This window comes from Terribacillus halophilus (assembly GCF_900101385.1).
In the GTDB taxonomy this organism is placed as follows: domain Bacteria; phylum Bacillota; class Bacilli; order Bacillales; family Amphibacillaceae; genus Terribacillus; species Terribacillus halophilus.
The window spans coordinates 95,761-113,811 of record NZ_FMZB01000011.1 but is presented as its reverse complement, the minus strand read 5'-3'; the positions used below and the strand labels follow the sequence as shown (position 1 = coordinate 113,811).

The 18,051-nt window shown below is 46.0% G+C and carries 20 protein-coding genes; 3 read left to right on the top strand and 17 right to left on the bottom strand.

From position 1 onward, the window contains the following. Positions 1–123: 123 nt before the first annotated feature. From BLQ53_RS16350 to BLQ53_RS16340, 3 genes are read right to left on the bottom strand one after another with little or no spacing between them, the layout of a single operon-like run. Positions 124–540, bottom strand: coding sequence for a cytidine deaminase (locus BLQ53_RS16350; protein ID WP_093728382.1), 417 nt, complete (start codon positions 538–540; stop codon positions 124–126). Further along, complete coding sequence (locus tag BLQ53_RS16345) at positions 518–925, bottom strand: DUF1798 family protein (protein ID WP_244499371.1); 408 nt, start codon at positions 923–925, stop codon at positions 518–520. The genes BLQ53_RS16350 and BLQ53_RS16345 overlap by 23 nt, the downstream gene beginning before the upstream one ends. Before the next feature lie 45 nt (positions 926–970). After that, on the bottom strand, positions 971–1,186 hold the full coding sequence (locus BLQ53_RS16340; RefSeq protein WP_093728381.1) for a hypothetical protein: 216 nt from the start codon (positions 1,184–1,186) through the stop codon (positions 971–973). A 137-nt stretch (positions 1,187–1,323) separates the two neighbouring features. On the opposite strand from BLQ53_RS16340, the gene BLQ53_RS19085 reads away from it, so the two are divergent. Beyond that, positions 1,324–1,434 (top strand): spore protein, encoded by a 111-nt coding sequence (locus BLQ53_RS19085; RefSeq protein ID WP_212551786.1) that lies wholly within the window; start codon positions 1,324–1,326, stop codon positions 1,432–1,434. A gap of 18 nt (positions 1,435–1,452) precedes the next feature. On the opposite strand, the gene BLQ53_RS16335 is transcribed toward BLQ53_RS19085, so the two are convergent. Next, positions 1,453–2,415 (bottom strand): DUF2515 family protein, encoded by a 963-nt coding sequence (locus BLQ53_RS16335; RefSeq protein WP_093728380.1) that lies wholly within the window; start codon positions 2,413–2,415, stop codon positions 1,453–1,455. A 91-nt stretch (positions 2,416–2,506) separates the two neighbouring features. On the opposite strand from BLQ53_RS16335, the gene recU reads away from it, so the two are divergent. Both recU and BLQ53_RS16325 read left to right on the top strand, forming a co-directional pair. Beyond that, complete coding sequence (recU, locus tag BLQ53_RS16330) at positions 2,507–3,115, top strand: Holliday junction resolvase RecU (RefSeq protein WP_425288314.1); 609 nt, start codon at positions 2,507–2,509, stop codon at positions 3,113–3,115. Continuing rightward, positions 3,115–5,727, top strand: a complete 2,613-nt coding sequence (locus tag BLQ53_RS16325) for a PBP1A family penicillin-binding protein (RefSeq protein WP_093728378.1) — start codon at positions 3,115–3,117, stop codon at positions 5,725–5,727. Before recU ends, BLQ53_RS16325 begins: the two co-directional genes overlap by 1 nt. Before the next feature lie 48 nt (positions 5,728–5,775). Here the strand turns inward: BLQ53_RS16325 and nth are convergent, their stop codons facing one another. The 13 genes from nth to mgsA all read right to left on the bottom strand — a co-directional run bounded on the left by nth (position 5,776) and on the right by mgsA (position 18,045). Then, on the bottom strand, positions 5,776–6,429 hold the full coding sequence (nth, locus tag BLQ53_RS16320; RefSeq protein WP_093728377.1) for an endonuclease III: 654 nt from the start codon (positions 6,427–6,429) through the stop codon (positions 5,776–5,778). Between the two features lie 17 nt (positions 6,430–6,446). After that, on the bottom strand, positions 6,447–7,151 hold the full coding sequence (locus BLQ53_RS16315; RefSeq protein ID WP_093728376.1) for a DnaD domain-containing protein: 705 nt from the start codon (positions 7,149–7,151) through the stop codon (positions 6,447–6,449). Positions 7,152–7,221: 70 nt separating this feature from the next. Beyond that, the gene (gene asnS / locus BLQ53_RS16310; RefSeq protein WP_093728375.1) at positions 7,222–8,514 is read right to left on the bottom strand and encodes an asparagine--tRNA ligase; all 1,293 of its coding nucleotides are present in this window, start codon (positions 8,512–8,514) and stop codon (positions 7,222–7,224) included. A 39-nt stretch (positions 8,515–8,553) separates the two neighbouring features. Beyond that, on the bottom strand, positions 8,554–9,084 hold the full coding sequence (locus tag BLQ53_RS16305) for a cell wall elongation regulator TseB-like domain-containing protein (RefSeq protein WP_093728374.1): 531 nt from the start codon (positions 9,082–9,084) through the stop codon (positions 8,554–8,556). Next, positions 9,050–9,223 carry a YpmA family protein gene (locus tag BLQ53_RS16300; RefSeq protein WP_093728373.1) on the bottom strand — a complete coding sequence of 58 codons (174 nt, stop codon included), beginning with the start codon at positions 9,221–9,223 and terminating at the stop codon, positions 9,050–9,052. Before BLQ53_RS16300 ends, BLQ53_RS16305 begins: the two co-directional genes overlap by 35 nt. Before the next feature lie 201 nt (positions 9,224–9,424). Continuing rightward, complete coding sequence (gene dinG, locus BLQ53_RS16295; protein WP_093728372.1) at positions 9,425–12,190, bottom strand: ATP-dependent DNA helicase DinG; 2,766 nt, start codon at positions 12,188–12,190, stop codon at positions 9,425–9,427. Between the two features lie 77 nt (positions 12,191–12,267). Next, complete coding sequence (panD, locus tag BLQ53_RS16290; RefSeq protein ID WP_093728371.1) at positions 12,268–12,654, bottom strand: aspartate 1-decarboxylase; 387 nt, start codon at positions 12,652–12,654, stop codon at positions 12,268–12,270. A 16-nt stretch (positions 12,655–12,670) separates the two neighbouring features. Then, positions 12,671–13,540: a pantoate--beta-alanine ligase gene (gene panC, locus BLQ53_RS16285; RefSeq protein WP_093728387.1), complete on the bottom strand. Its 870-nt coding sequence runs from the start codon at positions 13,538–13,540 to the stop codon at positions 12,671–12,673. 2 nt (positions 13,541–13,542) lie between these two features. Continuing rightward, the gene (panB, locus tag BLQ53_RS16280; protein WP_093728370.1) at positions 13,543–14,373 is read right to left on the bottom strand and encodes a 3-methyl-2-oxobutanoate hydroxymethyltransferase; all 831 of its coding nucleotides are present in this window, start codon (positions 14,371–14,373) and stop codon (positions 13,543–13,545) included. A gap of 4 nt (positions 14,374–14,377) precedes the next feature. Then, a complete protein-coding gene (locus BLQ53_RS16275; RefSeq protein WP_093728369.1) occupies positions 14,378–15,358 on the bottom strand; it encodes a biotin--[acetyl-CoA-carboxylase] ligase in 981 nt (326 codons plus the stop codon). After that, positions 15,342–16,511 (bottom strand): CCA tRNA nucleotidyltransferase, encoded by a 1,170-nt coding sequence (locus BLQ53_RS16270; RefSeq protein WP_093728368.1) that lies wholly within the window; start codon positions 16,509–16,511, stop codon positions 15,342–15,344. Before BLQ53_RS16270 ends, BLQ53_RS16275 begins: the two co-directional genes overlap by 17 nt. Continuing rightward, positions 16,508–17,635: an N-acetyl-alpha-D-glucosaminyl L-malate synthase BshA gene (bshA, locus tag BLQ53_RS16265; protein WP_093728367.1), complete on the bottom strand. Its 1,128-nt coding sequence runs from the start codon at positions 17,633–17,635 to the stop codon at positions 16,508–16,510. The genes BLQ53_RS16270 and bshA overlap by 4 nt, the downstream gene beginning before the upstream one ends. Continuing rightward, on the bottom strand, positions 17,632–18,045 hold the full coding sequence (mgsA, locus tag BLQ53_RS16260) for a methylglyoxal synthase (protein WP_093728366.1): 414 nt from the start codon (positions 18,043–18,045) through the stop codon (positions 17,632–17,634). The genes bshA and mgsA overlap by 4 nt, the downstream gene beginning before the upstream one ends. Positions 18,046–18,051 lie beyond the last annotated feature (6 nt).

Sequence of the window (18,051 nt, the reverse complement as noted above, 5' to 3'; positions counted from 1 at the left end):
AAGAAAAATTAGGCTACCACACACCAAAAGAGTTTGGTGGCATGGCAGCCTAATAAGGGTGTTTTATTTGTGTCTCACATCGCTATGTCAGTCTACATGCTTTAGGTCTTTTTAGGACAAATATTATTGGGCTGCTTGTTCGTCTGAGTACAAATCTTCTGGCTGGAATGAGAATGGAAGCAACTCTTCCATTGTAACTGTTTTAGAAACGCCGTTCATGTTTGCTATGTGAATAACTGCATCATGCGGGAAGAACTCAGCCATAACCTGCCTGCACGATCCGCATGGAGGTACCGGCCGCTCTGTATTCGCAACGACGGCGATTCCTGAGAATTCCCGCTCTCCATTTGCAATAGCTTGGAAAATAGCAGTTCTTTCGGCACAGCATGTCACCGGGTAAGCCGCATTCTCGATATTACAGCCTTGATAGACATTGCCTGACTTTGTTAGGACTGCTGCCCCCACACCGAATTTAGAATATGGTATATATGCTCGCTCTCTCGCTGTTTTGGCTAATTCAATCAGTTCTTCTTTCGTCATGTTCCTCTTCCTCTCTGTCGTTTCCATTCAATCGATCCAAATCTTCATCAAGCAAGTGGATGACGTATCCGATCGATTGATGGTAATCCATATATCGCTCGGACCGGATGTCTATGTAATAGCTATGCAGGATAATCAAATGGACATTTTCTTCTGTTGATTGGACCTGCTGCGGATGTACACTGACATCACGCTGCTGGACAAAATCAGCTGCCGTCTGATGCCATTTTTGCAAAAGCTCATACATTGGTCCGGTTTCGGCTTTTACCAGCTCGAAGAAAGCTCTATCGTGTTTATCACTTGGCGGCTCGTGCGTCAGGAAACGCTCTTTCAGACGGGCCAGCAATTCGGATAACTGCTTGTTATAAATGCGTAATGTCGTCAATGCAACCCCTTCTCTGCTTATCGTGTTGTTCCATTATACAAGCAGTCAGGCTAATTTACCATGCTCTTGACTCCATTTATCCTGCTTTCTATCCAGATGGGACTCGACTTGAAGCACCTTTTCAATCAATGGCTGTTTCCATGACATCCTGGAACGGTTTGCCTGTACGGTGAGCCTTTGATCCAATCTCCGGTAAGTGCCTTCCAGCTGGAACAAGGCCAGCTGTAATTCCTCTTTTGTCACACCGTTTTGCTTGTTCATCCGTTTGCCCCCTTTTTTTATAAGTTTCTGGTAAGATAAGACTTCTCCTGCACAACTGACAAAACAACAAAAAATACGTGGGCATCCGCATGATTCAGAGCTCTTTCGCCCATCCTAACAGTAAAGGAGGGTGAATGATGAAAAAGCAGGAAAAGAAGACATCGACCGACCAGAAACGCCCGACAGCCCGTACTGCCGGCGACGGATATGATAAGAAGCTTGATGGACCGAATCGTCCTTCCATATAAGAGGAAAAAGCAAAGCGATCACTGGACCGCTTTGCTTTTTTTCTTAAAGAAGACAGCAGCTAAAGCCATCATTTTTCGCTTCCAATAAAATACGGAACCGGTCGGCCGGAATTCTTTGTCTGCAGGAGCTTTCAGCCAATTTTGTTTGATGCCCCCATTCCTGTACCAGTCCTTACGAATACTATCCTGGTGTGAAATGACCGGATAGCATTGACGCAAGGGACCGCTGCCAGCTGTTCTAAAACGGCCAAAACGTTCATAATCATTTCGAGATGCCGTATGAGGCGTTTTCTGGGCGAACTGGACGAATGCCTGGTGAAGCTGGTCATGAAAGAGCAGCTGACTCAACTCCTTGCCCATCCGTATCCGATCATCGATACTCGTAAAATGATGTGCATATAAACCATATAATTTCCCATCCAATGTCGGAAAAAACACTGCATTCAAACGAAACAAATCCTGAAATAGATACGGCCATCGCCTGAAGATATGCTCTTGATAAAATGGCTGGATGATGACAGGCGATCCGATGACATGCTGTTCATTGACAATAAGGCTGTAAAGCAAACGCTGCCCATCATTTTCATCCAGATACAGCTGCCATGCTTCTTTCATAAAGGCGGAGACATGAAAATGACGCAGATGGCAGGTCATATCGATTTTCCCTTGCTTGTGAGCCTCATAAAGCAACAGTTGCGGATAGGCATCGGAGAAGATCAGCCAATTGGCACGTTCGTAAAGAGAGAAAAGTTGTTTTCTAATTCGGGCAGATAATAAGCATCTAAACATGTCCAACTGCAAGTCGGTCATATTCCAACCAGCGTTCCTGGAAACCATGGATGCCAAAAATGCCCAGCGTATCTCGGGATTCCTTTCATAAAAAGCTTGATAAGCCATCGTTCTTCGGATATTATCTAGATTTGCAGAGGCTGTTTTCTCTTCGATGGAAGCAAGCAGCTCCGCTATGTCAGTAAATGTCATCGAATTGCCCCTTTATTAGTTGAGTTACAGGCGCAGAGTGAAGTATTCTAAGGATTATGGTATGATCATTCCTATAGTGGGGGGAGAAAACGTGCAGTATCCTAATGGGAAAAAGATCATCAGACAGACTGCTGCATCAAGACTTTCGCAGCATATTGACTTTGGTAACAGGGGGATGACTTTAGAGGGAGATATCAATGAAACAAACGAGTATTACCTTGCCAGGCAAAAAGCCGTCATTCACAAAAAACCAACCCCAGTGCAGATTGTCCAAGTCGATTACCCAAAACGAAGTGCAGCGGTCATAAAGGAAGCGTATTTCAAACAAGCATCTACTACGGATTATAATGGCATCTATCGTGGAAAATATGTAGATTTTGAAGCAAAGGTCACGAAAAACAAGACCAGTTTCCCTCTCTCCAATTTCCATGATCACCAGATTGCCCACATGGAGCATGTATGCAGCCAGGGAGGCATCTGCTTCGTAATCATGCGCTTCACCGCACATGATCAAACATTTTTTTTCGAAGCAGAGAAACTTTTTCCGTGGTGGAAACGTCAATATGATGGGGGAAGAAAATCCATACCTTATGATATCATCTGTAAGGAAGGATTTCTGATCCCGATGAAGTATCAGGCAAAGGTCGATTACTTGCACATCATCGACCAGCTTCATTTTAGAACGGAGGAAGAGGAGTAATGGCAGAAAAGGGCCAATCTCGTGCATCAAGAAGAAAACAGAAAAAGAAAAAAAGACCTATTTGGAAGAAAATTTTACTTACGATTGTGTTAATAGGTGTTTTATGCGTTGTGGCCGGTGGTGCAGTATTTGGTTATTACGCAGCTACAGCACCAAAACTGGACGAAGAGAAATTAGCCGATCCTGCTTCAAACATCGTCTATGATATGAATGGGGACGAATTTGCGGAAATGGGATCGGAAAGCAGAAGAAAAGTAACCTATGATGAGCTGCCGCAGCAGCTGATCGATGCTGTCACAGCAACGGAAGATTCACGATTCTTCGAGCATAACGGAATTGATATCATCCGTACCGGAGGAGCATTGCTTTCGAACTTTAAGAATGGTTTTGGTGCAGAAGGCGGAAGTACAATCGACCAGCAGGTCATCAAACGCTCCTTCTTATCACCTGAGAAAACCATCAAAAGAAAAATGCAGGAATGGTGGCTTGCCTTCCAGCTTGACCGTAAATATTCCAAGGAAGAAATCCTGGAGATGTATTTGAACAAAGTATTCTACGGTCAATATGCATATGGAGTCGCTACGGCAGCTGACACATACTTCGGCAAAGAAGACCTAAACGATCTTACCCTTCCGGAAGCAGCATTGCTGGCTGGATTGCCGCAGCGCCCTACCGCGTATAACCCATTTGAAAATCCTGATTTAGCTCAGGAACGCATGAATACTGTGCTTGATTTGATGGTGCAGCATGAAAAGATTACACAGGCAGAAGCAGACGAAGCGAAAAAGACGAAAGTAGAAGATTTGCTTACCGAGAAGCAGCCGCAGCAGAACAAATACGGCGCTTTCCTTGATCAAGTACAAAAGGAACTTAGTGAACGCTTTGAGGATACGGATCTGAACCTTGATGGTATGAAGATTTATACTACTTTGGATCCGGATGCGCAGGAGACTGTGGAGAACGCATTGAGTGAAGACAGTAGCATAGTATGGCCGGATGAAGAACTGCAGGCTGGAATTACGCTGCTTGATACGAAGAGCGGTGCAATACGTGCCATCGGAGGTAATCGAAACAACGAACTTGGTGGATTTAATTATGCCATTCAAGGTGACGGACGTCAGCCGGGTTCAAGTATGAAACCTATTTTGGATTACGCTCCGGCATTTGAGAACGGCATATATACATCTACGTACGAACAAATCAATGATGAGCCTATTACAATTGGAGACTGGACTCCTGGCAACTATGATGACCGGTTCCATGGCTGGATGAGCGCAAGAACTGCCTTGGCAAAATCGTATAATATTCCAGCAATCAAGACCTTCCAAGCTGTTGGTGCAGAAAACGCAGAACAATTTGCAAATGGTTTGGGTCTGGAATTCGAAGATGGTATCAAGAATGGAGATAGTATAGGCGGCGCAGCACAGTTCCATACCATTGATATAGCCGGTGCTTATGCGGCATTCGGTAATGAGGGAGTTTATACAGAACCATACGCCATTACGAAAATTGAATTCAGCGATGGAAGCACGCTAGATATGAAACCAGATTCTGAAGCTGCAATGAGCGATTCTACAGCTTACATGGTTACCGATATGATGCGTTCTGTTATGACAGAAGGTACTGGTACCATGGCAAATGTAGCCGGATTAGATATTGCCGGTAAGACTGGTACAACGAATCTTAAAGATCAACAAGGAAGTCCTGATTCTTGGATGAATGGCCTGACGACTAATTACACCCTATCCATCTGGACTGGTTACGACAAAGGTAATAAGGTAATACAAGATGGTAATGGTGTCATTGGCACAAATGTTGCCAAGCAGCTGTTCAAACAAATCATGACCGAAGTCCATCAAGGCAAGGACACAGAAAGTTTTAAAAAACCCAGCAGCGTAGTGGAGGCGAAAGTCGAAAAAGGCTCTCGCCCCGCTGCTTCTCCAAGTGCTGGCACCCCCTCTTCCGAAATCTTGACGGAGTTATTCCTGAAAGGTCATCTGCCTGGTGCTACTTCAGAAAGATATGAAGAAGAAGAAATCGATCCGGTTACCGGACTTTCTGCAAGCTATGACGAAGGAAGCAACAGCATCAATATCAGCTGGAATTATGACGGCGATGCTGAATTCAGTGTAAAAGCCGATCCAAGCGGCTCCAAGACGACTTCGGATACTTCGGCTGTCATTGAGAACGTCGAAGCTGGACAAACCTATAACATCTCAGTCACGGCTTCTGTTGATGGGGAGACTAGTGAGGCGAAAACCACTTCCGTCACTGTTCCTGGCGAAGATGAGAACGCGGAAGAAGAAAATCCGGATGAGAACGCTGAGGACCAACCGGATCAGAACGAAGAAGAACAGCAAAATGAGGACGAGCAGAACCAGGATCAAAATGAAGATCAGAATCAAGACCAAAACGCCGATGAAAACAGTGACCAGAATAATGGCAATAACAACGGTAGTGAAAATGGTAACGGCAATGGGAATGAAGATTCTGGTCAGAGTGAAGATCCAGCCAGCACGGACGGCGAAACTGATCAAGGTGATCAGGGAGATGGCTCCGGCCAAGATGGTGATACAGGCCCAAGCTCTGGCAATACAGAGAACCAACAATGATGAAACAATAAAAAAAGACAGTCACTTCAAATTGGAGTGACTGTCTTTTTAGTTTGCTTCTGCTTTGAGCCGCTTTTTTCCTTCTCGGCAAATGTCGTTCAACGGGCATGCAAGGCAGTTCGGATTTCTTGCTTTGCAATGATAGCGGCCGAAAAAGATCATGCGATGATGTGTATCGCTCCACTCATCACGCGGAACCTTTTTCATCAATGTGTTTTCCACTTCGGTGACATTATCTTTCCAGCGGCAAAATCCAAGCCGCTTGGAGACTCGTTCAACGTGGGTGTCTACGGCAATAGCCGGTTCATGGAATGCGACGGACGCTACCACATTGGCTGTCTTGCGCCCTACTCCAGCAAGCTTGACCAGTTCGTCACGTGTGTCAGGTACGATTCCATCATAGTGGTCGATCAATGTCTGACATAGCTTTTGGATATTTTTAGCTTTATTGCGATAAAGACCGATGGAACGGATGTCATGCTGCAGCTCCTCGAGGGAAACAGCCAAATAATCTTCTGGAGTATTATATTTTTGGAATAATTCCTTTGTTACTTTATTGACAAGGTTATCGGTACATTGCGCTGAAAGCAGTACGGCGATGACAAGCTCAAATGGATTTTTATGCACCAGCTCACAGGCTGCTTCCGGGAACATATCCCGCATGACATCCAGTGCCCGTCGTATCTGTGTTTTGTTCAGCATTGGTCAGCTTTTCCTCCTCAATCCTCTTCCAGCCAGTTGTAGTAAATACTCACATCGCGGGCTGGTGCTTGTTGGTCTGCTTGCACAGCAGCAGCCGGCCGCTGGTTTTCATGAAATGCTTTGCTCTGTTTGCGAGCCTGTTCCACTGAACGGATGCCTTTGCGTTTCCATTCCCGCAGAATACGATCGATATAGCGGAAATTCAGTTTACTCATCAGCACCGCTTCTCGTAAGGCTGCCTTGATCAGCGATGGCGGCTGCATATCCTCATCCAGCCATAGGGTGACCGTTTCGATTTCAAAAGGCGATAATGGCCGGCCGAATTCCTGCTCAAAAAGTATGAATATGGCGGCCTCTTCTTCTTTGTCCGTACTCTTTTCAGGTTCTGGATAAACGGTTTCTGCAAATACTAAATGCCATAATCCATTTAGACTGTATGCTTGGCTGCGCACGTTTTCTTCCTGCACATCTTCAATCTGCAGCATGTTCCGCTGGACGAGCTTACGCAAAACAAGAGCAACTTCCCTTTCAGTCAGCGTCACTTTCGCTGCCAATTCATCTGTAGTCGGGAACATGATGCCTTGCTGCTGAAAAAAGCAAATATGCAGAATGACCATCATTTCTGTCTCGTTCAATCCAAGAGCAGCATATCGATCCATCAAGATACCGGGAAAGGAAAATGGATTTGCCAGCATTCTTTGGTAGTTTAAGTTGTTATTCATCTGGGGTCTCCTTTCCTTTAATAGGACAATCCCTCGTCATAGGACAAGGGATCGTCAGTTAAACTATATGTTATGGGTATAGGCGGTTCAATAGACGTGGGAAAGGAATCGTTTCACGCACGTGCTCCACGCCGGATAGCCAAGCAACTGTCCGCTCAAGTCCAAGACCAAAACCTGAGTGCGGCACACTGCCGTATTTGCGCAATTCCAAGTACCAGTTGTATGCATCGCCAGTCAGATTATGCTCCTCATAGCGTTTTTCCATCAGTTCAAGATCATCGATACGCTGGGAACCGCCAATGATTTCTCCGTAACCCTCGGGTGCAATCAAGTCAGCGCATAATACGACTTCTTCCCGATTTGGATCTGGCTTCATGTAGAACGCTTTGATTGCCGCTGGATAATTCGTAATGAATACTGGTTTATCGTAGCTTTCTGCAATAGCAGTTTCATGTGGAGCCCCGAAATCTTCTCCCCACTCGATATCATCGAAGCCTTTTTCTTTCAGCAATTCAATTGCTTCATCATATGTGATACGAGGGAATGGCGCTGTAACTTTAGCCAATTTTTCTGTATCACGTCCAAGGATTTCAAGGTCCAGTTTACAGTTCTTCAGTACAGAAGCGACAAGATGGCTGATGTAATTCTCCTGGATTTCCAAGCTTTCCTCATGTTCGACGAACGCCATCTCCGGCTCAATCATCCAGAATTCAATCAAATGGCGTCTTGTTTTGGACTTTTCTGCCCGGAATGTCGGACCGAAGGAGAATACTTTATTGAATGCCATTGCTGCTGCTTCCATATAAAGCTGTCCGCTTTGGGAAAGATATGCTTCTTCATCGAAATATTTTGTATGGAACAATTCAGTTGTGCCTTCTGCAGAAGAACCTGTCAGGATAGGCGGATCGATCTTCGTATAACCATTTACATGGAAGTATTCATAAGTGGCACGGATGATTTCATTACGAATTTTCATCACCGCATGCTGTTTTTGGGAGCGGAGCCACAGGTGGCGGTTATCCATCAAGAATTCAGTACCATGTTCTTTTGGTGTGATCGGATAATCTGTTGCAGCGTGGATTACTTCCACATTGCTGACTTGGATTTCATATCCAAAGGAAGAACGGCTATCCTCCACTACTTTTCCTGTAACATAAAGAGACGTTTCCTGCGTCATATTTTTCGCTGTCTGGAAAACTTCCTCAGAAACGTCACTTTTAACGACGACGCCTTGAACGAAACCTGTTCCGTCACGCAGCTGCAGGAATGCAATCTTCCCGCTGGATCGTTTATTGCGGAGCCAAGCCCCGATTGTTACTTCTTCTCCTACATGTTCACTAAGCTTAGCGATCGTTGTCTTCAAAAAGAACCCTCCATTGTCTGTCCTACATATGTAGTTGTGTTATTGATATTGGTTTGATAGAGCAAAGCTTTCCAGCTGCTCTGTACCATCCAAATTGTAATAGCTGTAGCCAAGGCGATCCTGCCCATCACGATAGGTCACTTCCCAGGCAGGAGAACCATCGTATAACCCGAGCCGGACATCGTCTAAATCACAGTCCGCGCCGCAAGCTGACTGCCAGCTGCTCTCGGCTTGCTGTTCATCAGCTGTATCAGTGGTATAGATGATTTGCTCCGGATCCTTCTCGCCTTTCTTTACATAAGCGATAGCTTCTGTCCCGTCAGCCTGCTTACCCTTTACGACATGATATACATGCTCGCCATTAAAGCGTGTCACTTCATCTGCGGAATCTAAATCCGTGTTCTCAAGCACAAATTCCTCTGAAGCTTCAAAGCCGTCTGTTCGGGCATCTTGAGCCGTGATGTACACGTATATACCACAGCCGAGCATAATCAGCAAAACAGCCAGAACACTGAACAGTGTGATTTTGGTCCATTTAGGTACGGTAAATCGTGAATATCGCCGTATCATGATCTTCCTCATCCAATGCTAATCCGAACATTAAGTCCTTTTCCTTCAGTGTACGGTTCAGGGAATCGACCAGCTTGTACAGGTCGCTGCTGTATTGTACACGTACGGTGGACAATGTTTCCATCTTATTATTTTCCATCATTGTAACCTCCGAGCAATCCATTTACATGATTTGTTACTCATAGTGATGGCTTTCTGCAGCAAACTAATGTATGTTGAGAAGCAATCCAATTCTTATTATACCAGTAGTCATGGTGTAATTCTAAGACGAGTTCAAAGTTTTTTCAACAAAATTCTTCCTTTTCCCCAGCAGTTGTGCGTCCTTAGCGGCGCACTTTTTTTATAACCACTCCGCTGCCAGTTCCAAAAGTTCGCCTGTACGTTTATAATGCGTCGGAACATCTGGTATGGAAGCTGTGAAATAACTGCCATATCTTGCTTTCATCATTCTGTCATCACAGACGAATACAATGCCTCTGTCGCTCGAGGAACGAATCAGCCTGCCGAAGCCTTGCTTGAAGCGGATTACCGCATTTGGCAATGCAAGCTCCATAAAGGCATTTTTCCCTTCCGCTTTCAATTTAGCAGCTTTTGCTTCATAAATTGGATGATCGGGCGGCTGGAATGGCAAGCGGACAATGACCAGGCAGCTTAAATCCCCCCCCGGGATATCCACGCCTTCCCAAAAAGAACTTGTTCCGAAAAGGATGGCTTTTTTATTGCTCTGGAAGTTCTTTTTCAACCGGTCGCGGCTGCCGCTCGTAATACCTTGAGCAATCAATGTATAGTCTTGATCTTCTGTCAGCTCCTTTAGTAGTCCATAAGCTTTTTTCAGCATATCGTATGAAGTGAATAACACCAGCATACGGCCATCGGTTATCGATGCAAGGCTGAGAATGGCTTCGCACACGGCATAGATGAAAGGATAATTATCTTTCCCCCTGACATCGGGGAAATCATTCGGTACAAGCAGCTGCACTTGATCTTGATAGGAATAAGGGGAATCAAAACGTCTCGTGATTGTCTGATCATCCAATCCCAGCTGATTTTGAATAAACTCGAAGGACTGCTTCATCGTCAGAGTCGCACTCGTCAGTACGACACTTTTCTTTTCGGCAAAGAAATGCTCCAGCAATAAATCCGCAATATCCAATGGTTCGCTGTACAAATAGACAGCATTACGTGCGCCATACATATCGACTTCGATCCACTTGACCTCTTCGTCATCGTATACGAGGAACATGCGTTCAATGTTATCGATGATTCCCTGCAGCTGCTCGACTGCATTACGCAATGAATCAGAGATCTTTTTCTCGCCTTGCTTATCAGCTGTTTTCACCAGCTGCAGGAGATGGTGGATACAATCCCTTACACCGAAGAGCAGCCTGCTGCTCATTTCCGCAATGACAAGCATCTGCTTCGTTTCCCTTACTTCATCTAGCCGCAGCTGAAGCCTGCCTATATCGTTGGTGCCCAGCTTTTTTTTATGCTGCGATAAAACGAAATCATGAATATAGCGGAACATATCATCGGCTTCCACTTTAGTCTGATCCCATAAGCTTGACCAAATCAGCATCTCTGCCTGTGTATTGGGCAGCTCATCCGTCGCTTTTTCATAAACTGTATTCGCATGGGACAGCATATGGTGAATCGACACATAATCCAATGCCAGGCCGAAATGCTTCGCAGCCGTTGCTTCGAAATGATGCGCTTCATCGATGATGACCCGCTGATACGATGGCAAAAGCTGATATTCTTCCTGCATATCACTGCAAAGCAAGGCGTGATTTGTCACTATCACGTCTGCCTGCCATGCTGCTTTTTTGGCCCGCTGATAAAAGGAGCGGGAAAACCAAGGTGAAAATGGATCTTGTGTGTCTTCTGCATCTGCAGACATGTGCAAGAAGAATCGCTTCCCGCTTGAAGGCAAGTTCACCTCATCAATATCCCCGGTTTCCGTCATTGTCAGCCAAACAAGCAAGATTGCCTTGGTAAGCGCAATATCATAGTTGTCATTTGCTGTTTGCTGCAGCTCGGATTCAAATCGACTGAGGCTCAAATAATGCTGCTTTCCCTTCAGCAGTGCGGTTTTGAAAGTAAATGGCAACAGTCGCTGCAAAAGGGGTATTTCCTTGTCCATCAGCTGTGCTTGCAGTTGTGTCAAATGTGTGCTGATGACGATTCTGCTATTGCTTTTGACTGCTGAATAAACAGCTGGCAAGAGATAGGCGAGTGATTTACCAGTTCCGGTTTCCGCTTCCAACAGTGCGTGTTTATCTGATTGAAAGGCATCAAAAATCTGCTCACTCATTTCAACCTGACTTTTTCTCGGCTCATATTCTTTCATTCCCGCAGAAAGCCAGCCATCTTCTCGGTACAGCTGATCCGCTATCTCACCGAAAGACTGTGTGACAGAAGAAGCTGTTTCTTCATTCTCAGGCACTTTCCGAATTGCCAGCCCGCGGTAAACCTCCAGCACATCATCTTCAGCTCCTTCAAAAGCGAGCTCTTCCAGCCGATTCTCAAGCAAGCCTCGTAAATCGCTCTTCAATGCTTTTTCAAGTGAAAGCAGATGCGATACTGTCTCATATGGCAGCTTAGCCAATCCATCCAGCAAGGACAGCAAAAGTTCTGCTGTTACAAGTGTATCAGACAGCGCACGGTGAGGCTGATCATGTTCAAAAGATAAATGCTCGCTCAAAACACTCAGTTTATAGCTGGGTGCGGTTGGCAGCAAAATACGAGCAAGCTCCACCGTATCGAGTACCGGTCGCTTGATCGGCGCATGTCCTGCCAATTCCAGGGCACTATTCAAAAATCGCAAATCAAAGTTCGCATTATGGGCAACCACATAGCTGTCTTTGAAAAAAGCCGAAATTTCTCCTGCTACATCCTCGAATTGCGGAGCTCCAGCTACATCTTCATCGGCAATACCGGTAAGCTGGGAAATGAAAGGTGGAATCGACATACCGGGATCCAGCATCGTCTGAAATTGATCCGTGATCACACGTCCTTGAATGACGACAATCCCGACCTCTATGATTTTATCGCCATTCGACGGCGCATGTCCTGTTGTTTCTAGATCCACCACTACAAATTTATCCATACTCCACCCTCCATACTGCTTAGAAAAGAAAGACCCTTATCTATGATAAGAGTCTTATCGTCCATTTCTTTCCGCCGTTACATCATGACAGTGAGCGGCGGTTCTTCCTCGATGATCTCCTGAACGGTATTATCTTCGTTCATCAGGGCGATTTTTGGCTTGAAATCAGCCAGTTCCCCATCAGAGAGCATGGCATATGAAACAATGATCACTATATCATCTTTCTGCACAAGACGTGCAGCAGCGCCATTGAGACAAATAACACCGCTATGCCGCTCACCCGGAATGACATATGTTTCGAGACGGGCTCCATTATTATTGTTCACAATCTGGACTTTTTCATGAGGCAGTATGCCTACCTGCTCCAGAATATCCGTATCAATCGTAACACTGCCGACATAATTCAGATTCGCTTCCGTCACCCGGGCGCGATGTATCTTCGCTTTCATCATTGTGCGAAACATCTTATTTCCCCCTATATCAAAAACGGTCCATGATAGAGCCGTCTGCTTCCAATACAAGATTATCGATCAACCTCGCCTTATCGAAATAGACAGCCGCCGCGATGATGATACGTGCTTCTATTTTCCTCACCGGCTGCAATGCCGGATAAGACAAAATTTCAACGTAGTCTATTCTACCATTTGTTTCGCTGTTTATAAATTCTTTTACAGCAGACACAATTCTCGAAGCATCTTTTTCCCCGCCTTGAATACTCTGCTTCGCCTGCTGCAACGCTCGATAAATTGCTGGTGCGGCTTGTCTTTCTTGCTCTGATAAATAAACATTCCGGCTGCTTTTCGCTAATCCGTCTGCTTCACGGACTGTTGGCACTGGCACAACTTCAAGCGGAAAGTTAAGGTCATGGACCAATGCTTGGACAACTGCGACTTGCTGTGCATCCTTCAGCCCGAAATACGCGTGATCCGGCTGGATCAAGTGGAAAAGCTTCGATAAAACGGTGACGACTCCATCGAAGTGACCAGGTCTTGATTTACCGCACAGAACATCGACACGATCGGTAACCTGAAGCTTGATTGTGCGATCGTCTGGATACATAGCTGCAGCTTCGGGCATGAAGACGATATCGACGCCTTCCTGTTCTGCGATGAGCTGATCACGCTCGGCATCACGCGGGTAAGTTTCAAAATCCTCCCCTTCGCCGAATTGTAGCGGATTGACGAAAATGCTTAATACGGTTATATCATTCTCCGCCTTGGAGCGTTTCATCAAGGCCTGATGACCTTCATGCAAAAAGCCCATCGTCGCTACATAACCGACGGATTTATGCTCTTTTGCAAGCTGCTTTCTCTCCTGCTGTAACGCTTCTAATGTCGTAATGATCTGCATCGTCATTTACCTACTTTCGGTAATGCTGCTTCGTCCATGGTAAAACTCTGTTCGTCATTCGGGAGAATACCGTGTTTTACATTCTCACGATACGTGGTGAACACATTCGTGACGGTTTCGTTCAAGTCCGCATAGCTTACGGCGAATTTCGGCAAACGGTCGACACCATATCTGCTCAGATCATGGAAGACAAGCACCTGCCCATCCACCTCTGCTCCTGCACCGATTCCGATGACAGGGATGGAAAGTTCTTTCGCAATGAGTGCCGCCAATTGTTTGGGAACACATTCCAAAACGACAGCGATTGCTCCGGCTGCCTCTACTTTTCGTGCATCCTCAAGCAGCTGTTTGGCTGTCTGCTCGTTTTTTCCCTGTACTTTATAACCGCCCAGCATATGAACAGACTGAGGTGTCAAACCAAGATGCCCGACAACCGGAATACCGCCCGTCGCCAATGCTTTTATGCTATCGAGGATGACTTGATCAGCTCCTTCGAGCTTGAGGGCCTGTGCACCTGTTTCCTGAAAGATGCGCTTCGCTTGCGGTACAGTTGCCTCTACCGACACATGATAGGTCATAAACGGCATATCTACCACGACAAATGTATCATTTCCACCTCTTGTGACAGCTTTCCCATGGTGTATCATATCCTCGACCGTCACAGGAATAGTGCTGTCATAGCCGAGGACGACCATTCCAAGTGAATCTCCGACTAAAAGCATGTCGATACCAGCTTGCTGTGCCAATTTGGCAGTTGGATAATCATAAGCTGTGACCATGGTGATCTTTTCGTTATTTTCTTTCATTTTTTGAAAATCCAGTCTCGTTTTCATCGCGTTACTCCTCTTTCCATTCCAATTCGGCAGAATACAGCCTCTGTATGCTGCCATCGTCATTTTCCAATAAAAGCTCGCCGTCTTCGCCGATTCCTTTGAAGACTGCTGCGAAGACTGCAGAAGGAGTAGTTGCTATTACGCGGTGTCCCAGGCGCAGCGCATACTGCATCCATTCATCCCGGATGACTTGAAATCCTTTGTTTGTATATAGGTAATAGACTTCTTCAAACTCTTTCCAAATCAGATGAATCAGCTCTTGCCTGTTCCATTCCTTACCAGTCTCGATACGCAATGAAGTCGCCTTTTGACGGATATCAGGCGCTATTTCCGTCTCTGTCTGGTTGATATTGATGCCGATACCAAGTACGATATGCTGAATATAATCCTGCTCAGCCTGCATTTCCGTCAGGATTCCAGCAAGTTTCTTATCACCAAGATAAATATCATTCGGCCATTTGATAGCAGCCTTTATCCCTTGCTTATGGAAGGTTCGCGCAATGGCAACTGCTGCAGCTAGTGTTAGCTGCGCGGCCTCGCGCGGTCCAAAGTCCGGCCGGATGATCAAACTCATCCAAATGCCCGTACCGGCAGGGGAATGCCAGTTGCGCCCCTTCGTTCCCTTGCCGCTTAACTGCTGGTCCGCTAGTACAACCGTGCCATGGACTGCCCCTTGATCGGCCAATGATTTGGCCAGTACTTGCGTCGAGTCAAGCTCCTCTTCAAATATGATCTTCCGACCGATCCATTCGGTATCAAGCTGCCAGTTCAGCGTGTTTTTACTTAGCTTATCTGGTGATCGTCTTACTTGATAGCCCTTGCGCGGGACAGCATCTATGTCATATCCGTCCGCTTCCAACGCTTTCATATGCTTCCAGACGGCTGCCCTTGATATGCCTAGCTGTTCCGATAAATACTGACCGGAAACATGCGAGGTATTATGTTCCTGAAGGATTCTTATGAGACGATTACGCGTCGTGTCCATGGATGATCCACTCCTTCAGCTTGTTTTTTTCGTTTTTGATCCGGTTCTCCACCACCGCTTTTTCAGAAGCAAGCAAAAGATCACGGATCCAGCTGCCTTTTTTCCTGTCAGGAAATAAGCTGATCAAATCCCCGCCGGATATAGCCAATTCCGAACCATTGGAGATAGGCAGTTTTCTCCTGATGGAAGAAAGTTCATCCTGCACATCTCGTTCCTTGCAAATCTCCATTAAACAGCAATAGCCTGGGTCAAGATGAACCGGCAGTTGGTAAACAGACCATGCATCAATATCGCTATGAATCATCTGCACCAGGTTTTGAGCATCTTGTTTGATGCTCTTGGAGAGCTTCCATTCTTTGACCCATTCCATGACTGATATGCCGCTCAATAAGGAACAAAGAGCAATCCACTCTGCGAAACTTCCCAGAGGCTTGATCCTTGAAGCCACTTCGCTCATCAGTTCGGGTTGATCACAGAAAATCGGCATCGCTTCCCATAATCCAGTTTCATCAAGGAGGTGTGCAGCCGTTTTTACATAGTTACCACCGCATAATTTTTCCATTTCAATCGCCACACGTTCGATTGCTATGCGTGTCAGCCATAAACGCTGCTCTTTTATCACGTTGCGGGCGTCGTCATCCAGCTTGTATCCAAGCTGGGAGACGAATCGGACACCTCGCATCATCCGTAAAGGATCTTCATGGAAACGGTCATAGGCGTTGCCGACAGTGACAAGCTCTTGCCTTTCTATTGCATCCCTGCCATCGAAAGGATCGACCAATTCTCCGTTCCTGTTCATTGCGATTGCATTGACCGTATAATCACGACGTGCCAGATCAGCTGTGACATCCGTAACGAAATGCACAGAGTCGGGATGCCGGTAATCGGAATATGCGCCCTCTGTCCGGAAAGTGGTGATCTCGAAACTTTCCCCCTCAAAACGTACGAGTACGGTTCCGTGTTCAATACCAATCGGAATGACTTTATCGAAGACTTGCATGACCTGATTCGGGGTGGCTGATGTTGCAATATCCAAATCCCCGACCTGTTTGCCGATGAGATGATCCCTTACAGCACCTCCGACCAGGTATGCTTCATAACCACGGGATTCAAGCTGCTGCATGACCCGGAATGCTTTATCAAATATTTTCATGGCAAAACCTCTTCATAAATTGCTTCGTATCGTGCAACAATCTGTTCGGAATGGAAAGCTTGGGCTGCATGCTGGATCGCGGCTTCGGAAAACTGCTGCCAAAGCTTCTCATCTGTCAACAAATACAATGCATAGTCTGCCATTTGTTTCACATCACCCAGCTGCGCCAAAAAGCCGTTCTTTCCATGCTCTATTACTTCAGGAATACCGCCGACATCCGTTCCGATACAAGGTACTCCGCAAGTCATCGCTTCTAAAAGAACCAAACCGAAGCTCTCTTTTTCAGAAGGAAGCAGCATGATATCTGCCATGTTTAAAAGAGCAGCGACATTATTGCGCTTACCCAGGAACAGGACCTTATCTTCCAATCCGCGCTGCTGTACATCCCGCAAAATATCCGAGTACTCAGGACCGTCTCCGATTAGCAGCAGTTTAGCCGGCATTTTTTCTTGTACATAAGAAAAAACCTGTACAACATCCTGTACACGCTTCACTTTCCGGAAATTACTTATATGTACGAGTACTTTCTCATCTTCTGCGATACCAAACTGCTGTCTCACATCACTTACATCAGCTGGGCGATATACTTCTTCGTCCACAAAATTATACACGACATCTATCGGACTGACTATGTCGAGCATGTCCCTAGTCTGATCCACAAGGCTCTTTGACACGGCAGTGACGACATCACTTTCTTCGATCGCATGGATGATCATCTTACGCAAACCATTATCAATTCCCAGTACAGTTATATCCGTCCCGTGCAAAGTCGTTACGATTTTGACATCGTGCTTGGCGATTGCTTTGGCCAGAATCGCACAAATGGCGTGAGGAACAGCATAATGGACATGCAAAATATCCAATCTTTCTTCATCGATTACCTCTGCCATCTTATTAGCCAATACCAGATCGTAAGGCGGGTATTGAAATACAGGGTAATGACTCATCTCCACCTCATGGAAAAACACATTTGGAAGCAGCATATCCAGCCGGAAAGGGACACTGGATGTAATAAAATGAATGTCATGTCCCTTTTTGGCCAACTTCTTGCCGAGCTCTGTCGCGATGACGCCGGAACCGCCGAGCGTCGGATAACATGTGATTCCGATTTTTAATTTTTTCATAGCTCCGGCTCACGGTCACGAATGATTTTGCGCCAATCAAAATCGCCCCGGTCCAATCCGCGAATGAATATTTCGGCAGCTGCCAGGTTGGTGGCAAGCGGAATGCGATGCACATCACAAAGCCGCATAAGCGCACTCACGTCAGGTTCATGCGGCTGTGCAGTCAGTGGATCCCGGAAAAAGATGATCAAGTCCATTTGATTCGTTGCGATGCGGGCGCCGATCTGCTGATCTCCCCCAAGCGGGCCGGACTGGAACAATTCCACTGGTAAACCAGTTGCTTCCTTGATTCGTGTACCAGTTGTGCCTGTAGCATACAGGGTATGTTTTTTCAGCATTTCCTTATATGCAACCGTAAAACGGACCATTTCAGGTTTTTTCTTATCGTGGGCAATTAAAGCAATATGCATGTCTAT

Bases quoted from the DNA above. Each gene is read 5' to 3' on its own strand.
- bshA (WP_093728367.1), bottom strand. From the start codon at position 17,635: ATGAAAAAATTAAAAATCGGAATCACATGTTATCCGACGCTCGGCGGT.
- panD (WP_093728371.1), bottom strand. From the start codon at position 12,654: ATGTTTCGCACAATGATGAAAGCGAAGATACATCGCGCCCGGGTGACG.
- BLQ53_RS16275 (WP_093728369.1), bottom strand. From the start codon at position 15,358: ATGGACACGACGCGTAATCGTCTCATAAGAATCCTTCAGGAACATAAT.
- nth (WP_093728377.1), bottom strand. From the start codon at position 6,429: ATGCTGAACAAAACACAGATACGACGGGCACTGGATGTCATGCGGGAT.
- BLQ53_RS16315 (WP_093728376.1), bottom strand. From the start codon at position 7,151: ATGAATAACAACTTAAACTACCAAAGAATGCTGGCAAATCCATTTTCC.
- BLQ53_RS16305 (WP_093728374.1), bottom strand. From the start codon at position 9,084: ATGATACGGCGATATTCACGATTTACCGTACCTAAATGGACCAAAATC.
- BLQ53_RS16300 (WP_093728373.1), bottom strand. From the start codon at position 9,223: ATGGAAAATAATAAGATGGAAACATTGTCCACCGTACGTGTACAATAC.
- BLQ53_RS19085 (WP_212551786.1), top strand. From the start codon at position 1,324: ATGAAAAAGCAGGAAAAGAAGACATCGACCGACCAGAAACGCCCGACA.
- mgsA (WP_093728366.1), bottom strand. From the start codon at position 18,045: ATGCATATTGCTTTAATTGCCCACGATAAGAAAAAACCTGAAATGGTC.
- BLQ53_RS16325 (WP_093728378.1), top strand. From the start codon at position 3,115: ATGGCAGAAAAGGGCCAATCTCGTGCATCAAGAAGAAAACAGAAAAAG.
- BLQ53_RS16350 (WP_093728382.1), bottom strand. From the start codon at position 540: ATGACGAAAGAAGAACTGATTGAATTAGCCAAAACAGCGAGAGAGCGA.
- panC (WP_093728387.1), bottom strand. From the start codon at position 13,540: ATGCAGATCATTACGACATTAGAAGCGTTACAGCAGGAGAGAAAGCAG.
- BLQ53_RS16335 (WP_093728380.1), bottom strand. From the start codon at position 2,415: ATGACATTTACTGACATAGCGGAGCTGCTTGCTTCCATCGAAGAGAAA.
- panB (WP_093728370.1), bottom strand. From the start codon at position 14,373: ATGAAAACGAGACTGGATTTTCAAAAAATGAAAGAAAATAACGAAAAG.
- BLQ53_RS16270 (WP_093728368.1), bottom strand. From the start codon at position 16,511: ATGAAAATATTTGATAAAGCATTCCGGGTCATGCAGCAGCTTGAATCC.
- BLQ53_RS16340 (WP_093728381.1), bottom strand. From the start codon at position 1,186: ATGAACAAGCAAAACGGTGTGACAAAAGAGGAATTACAGCTGGCCTTG.
- dinG (WP_093728372.1), bottom strand. From the start codon at position 12,190: ATGGATAAATTTGTAGTGGTGGATCTAGAAACAACAGGACATGCGCCG.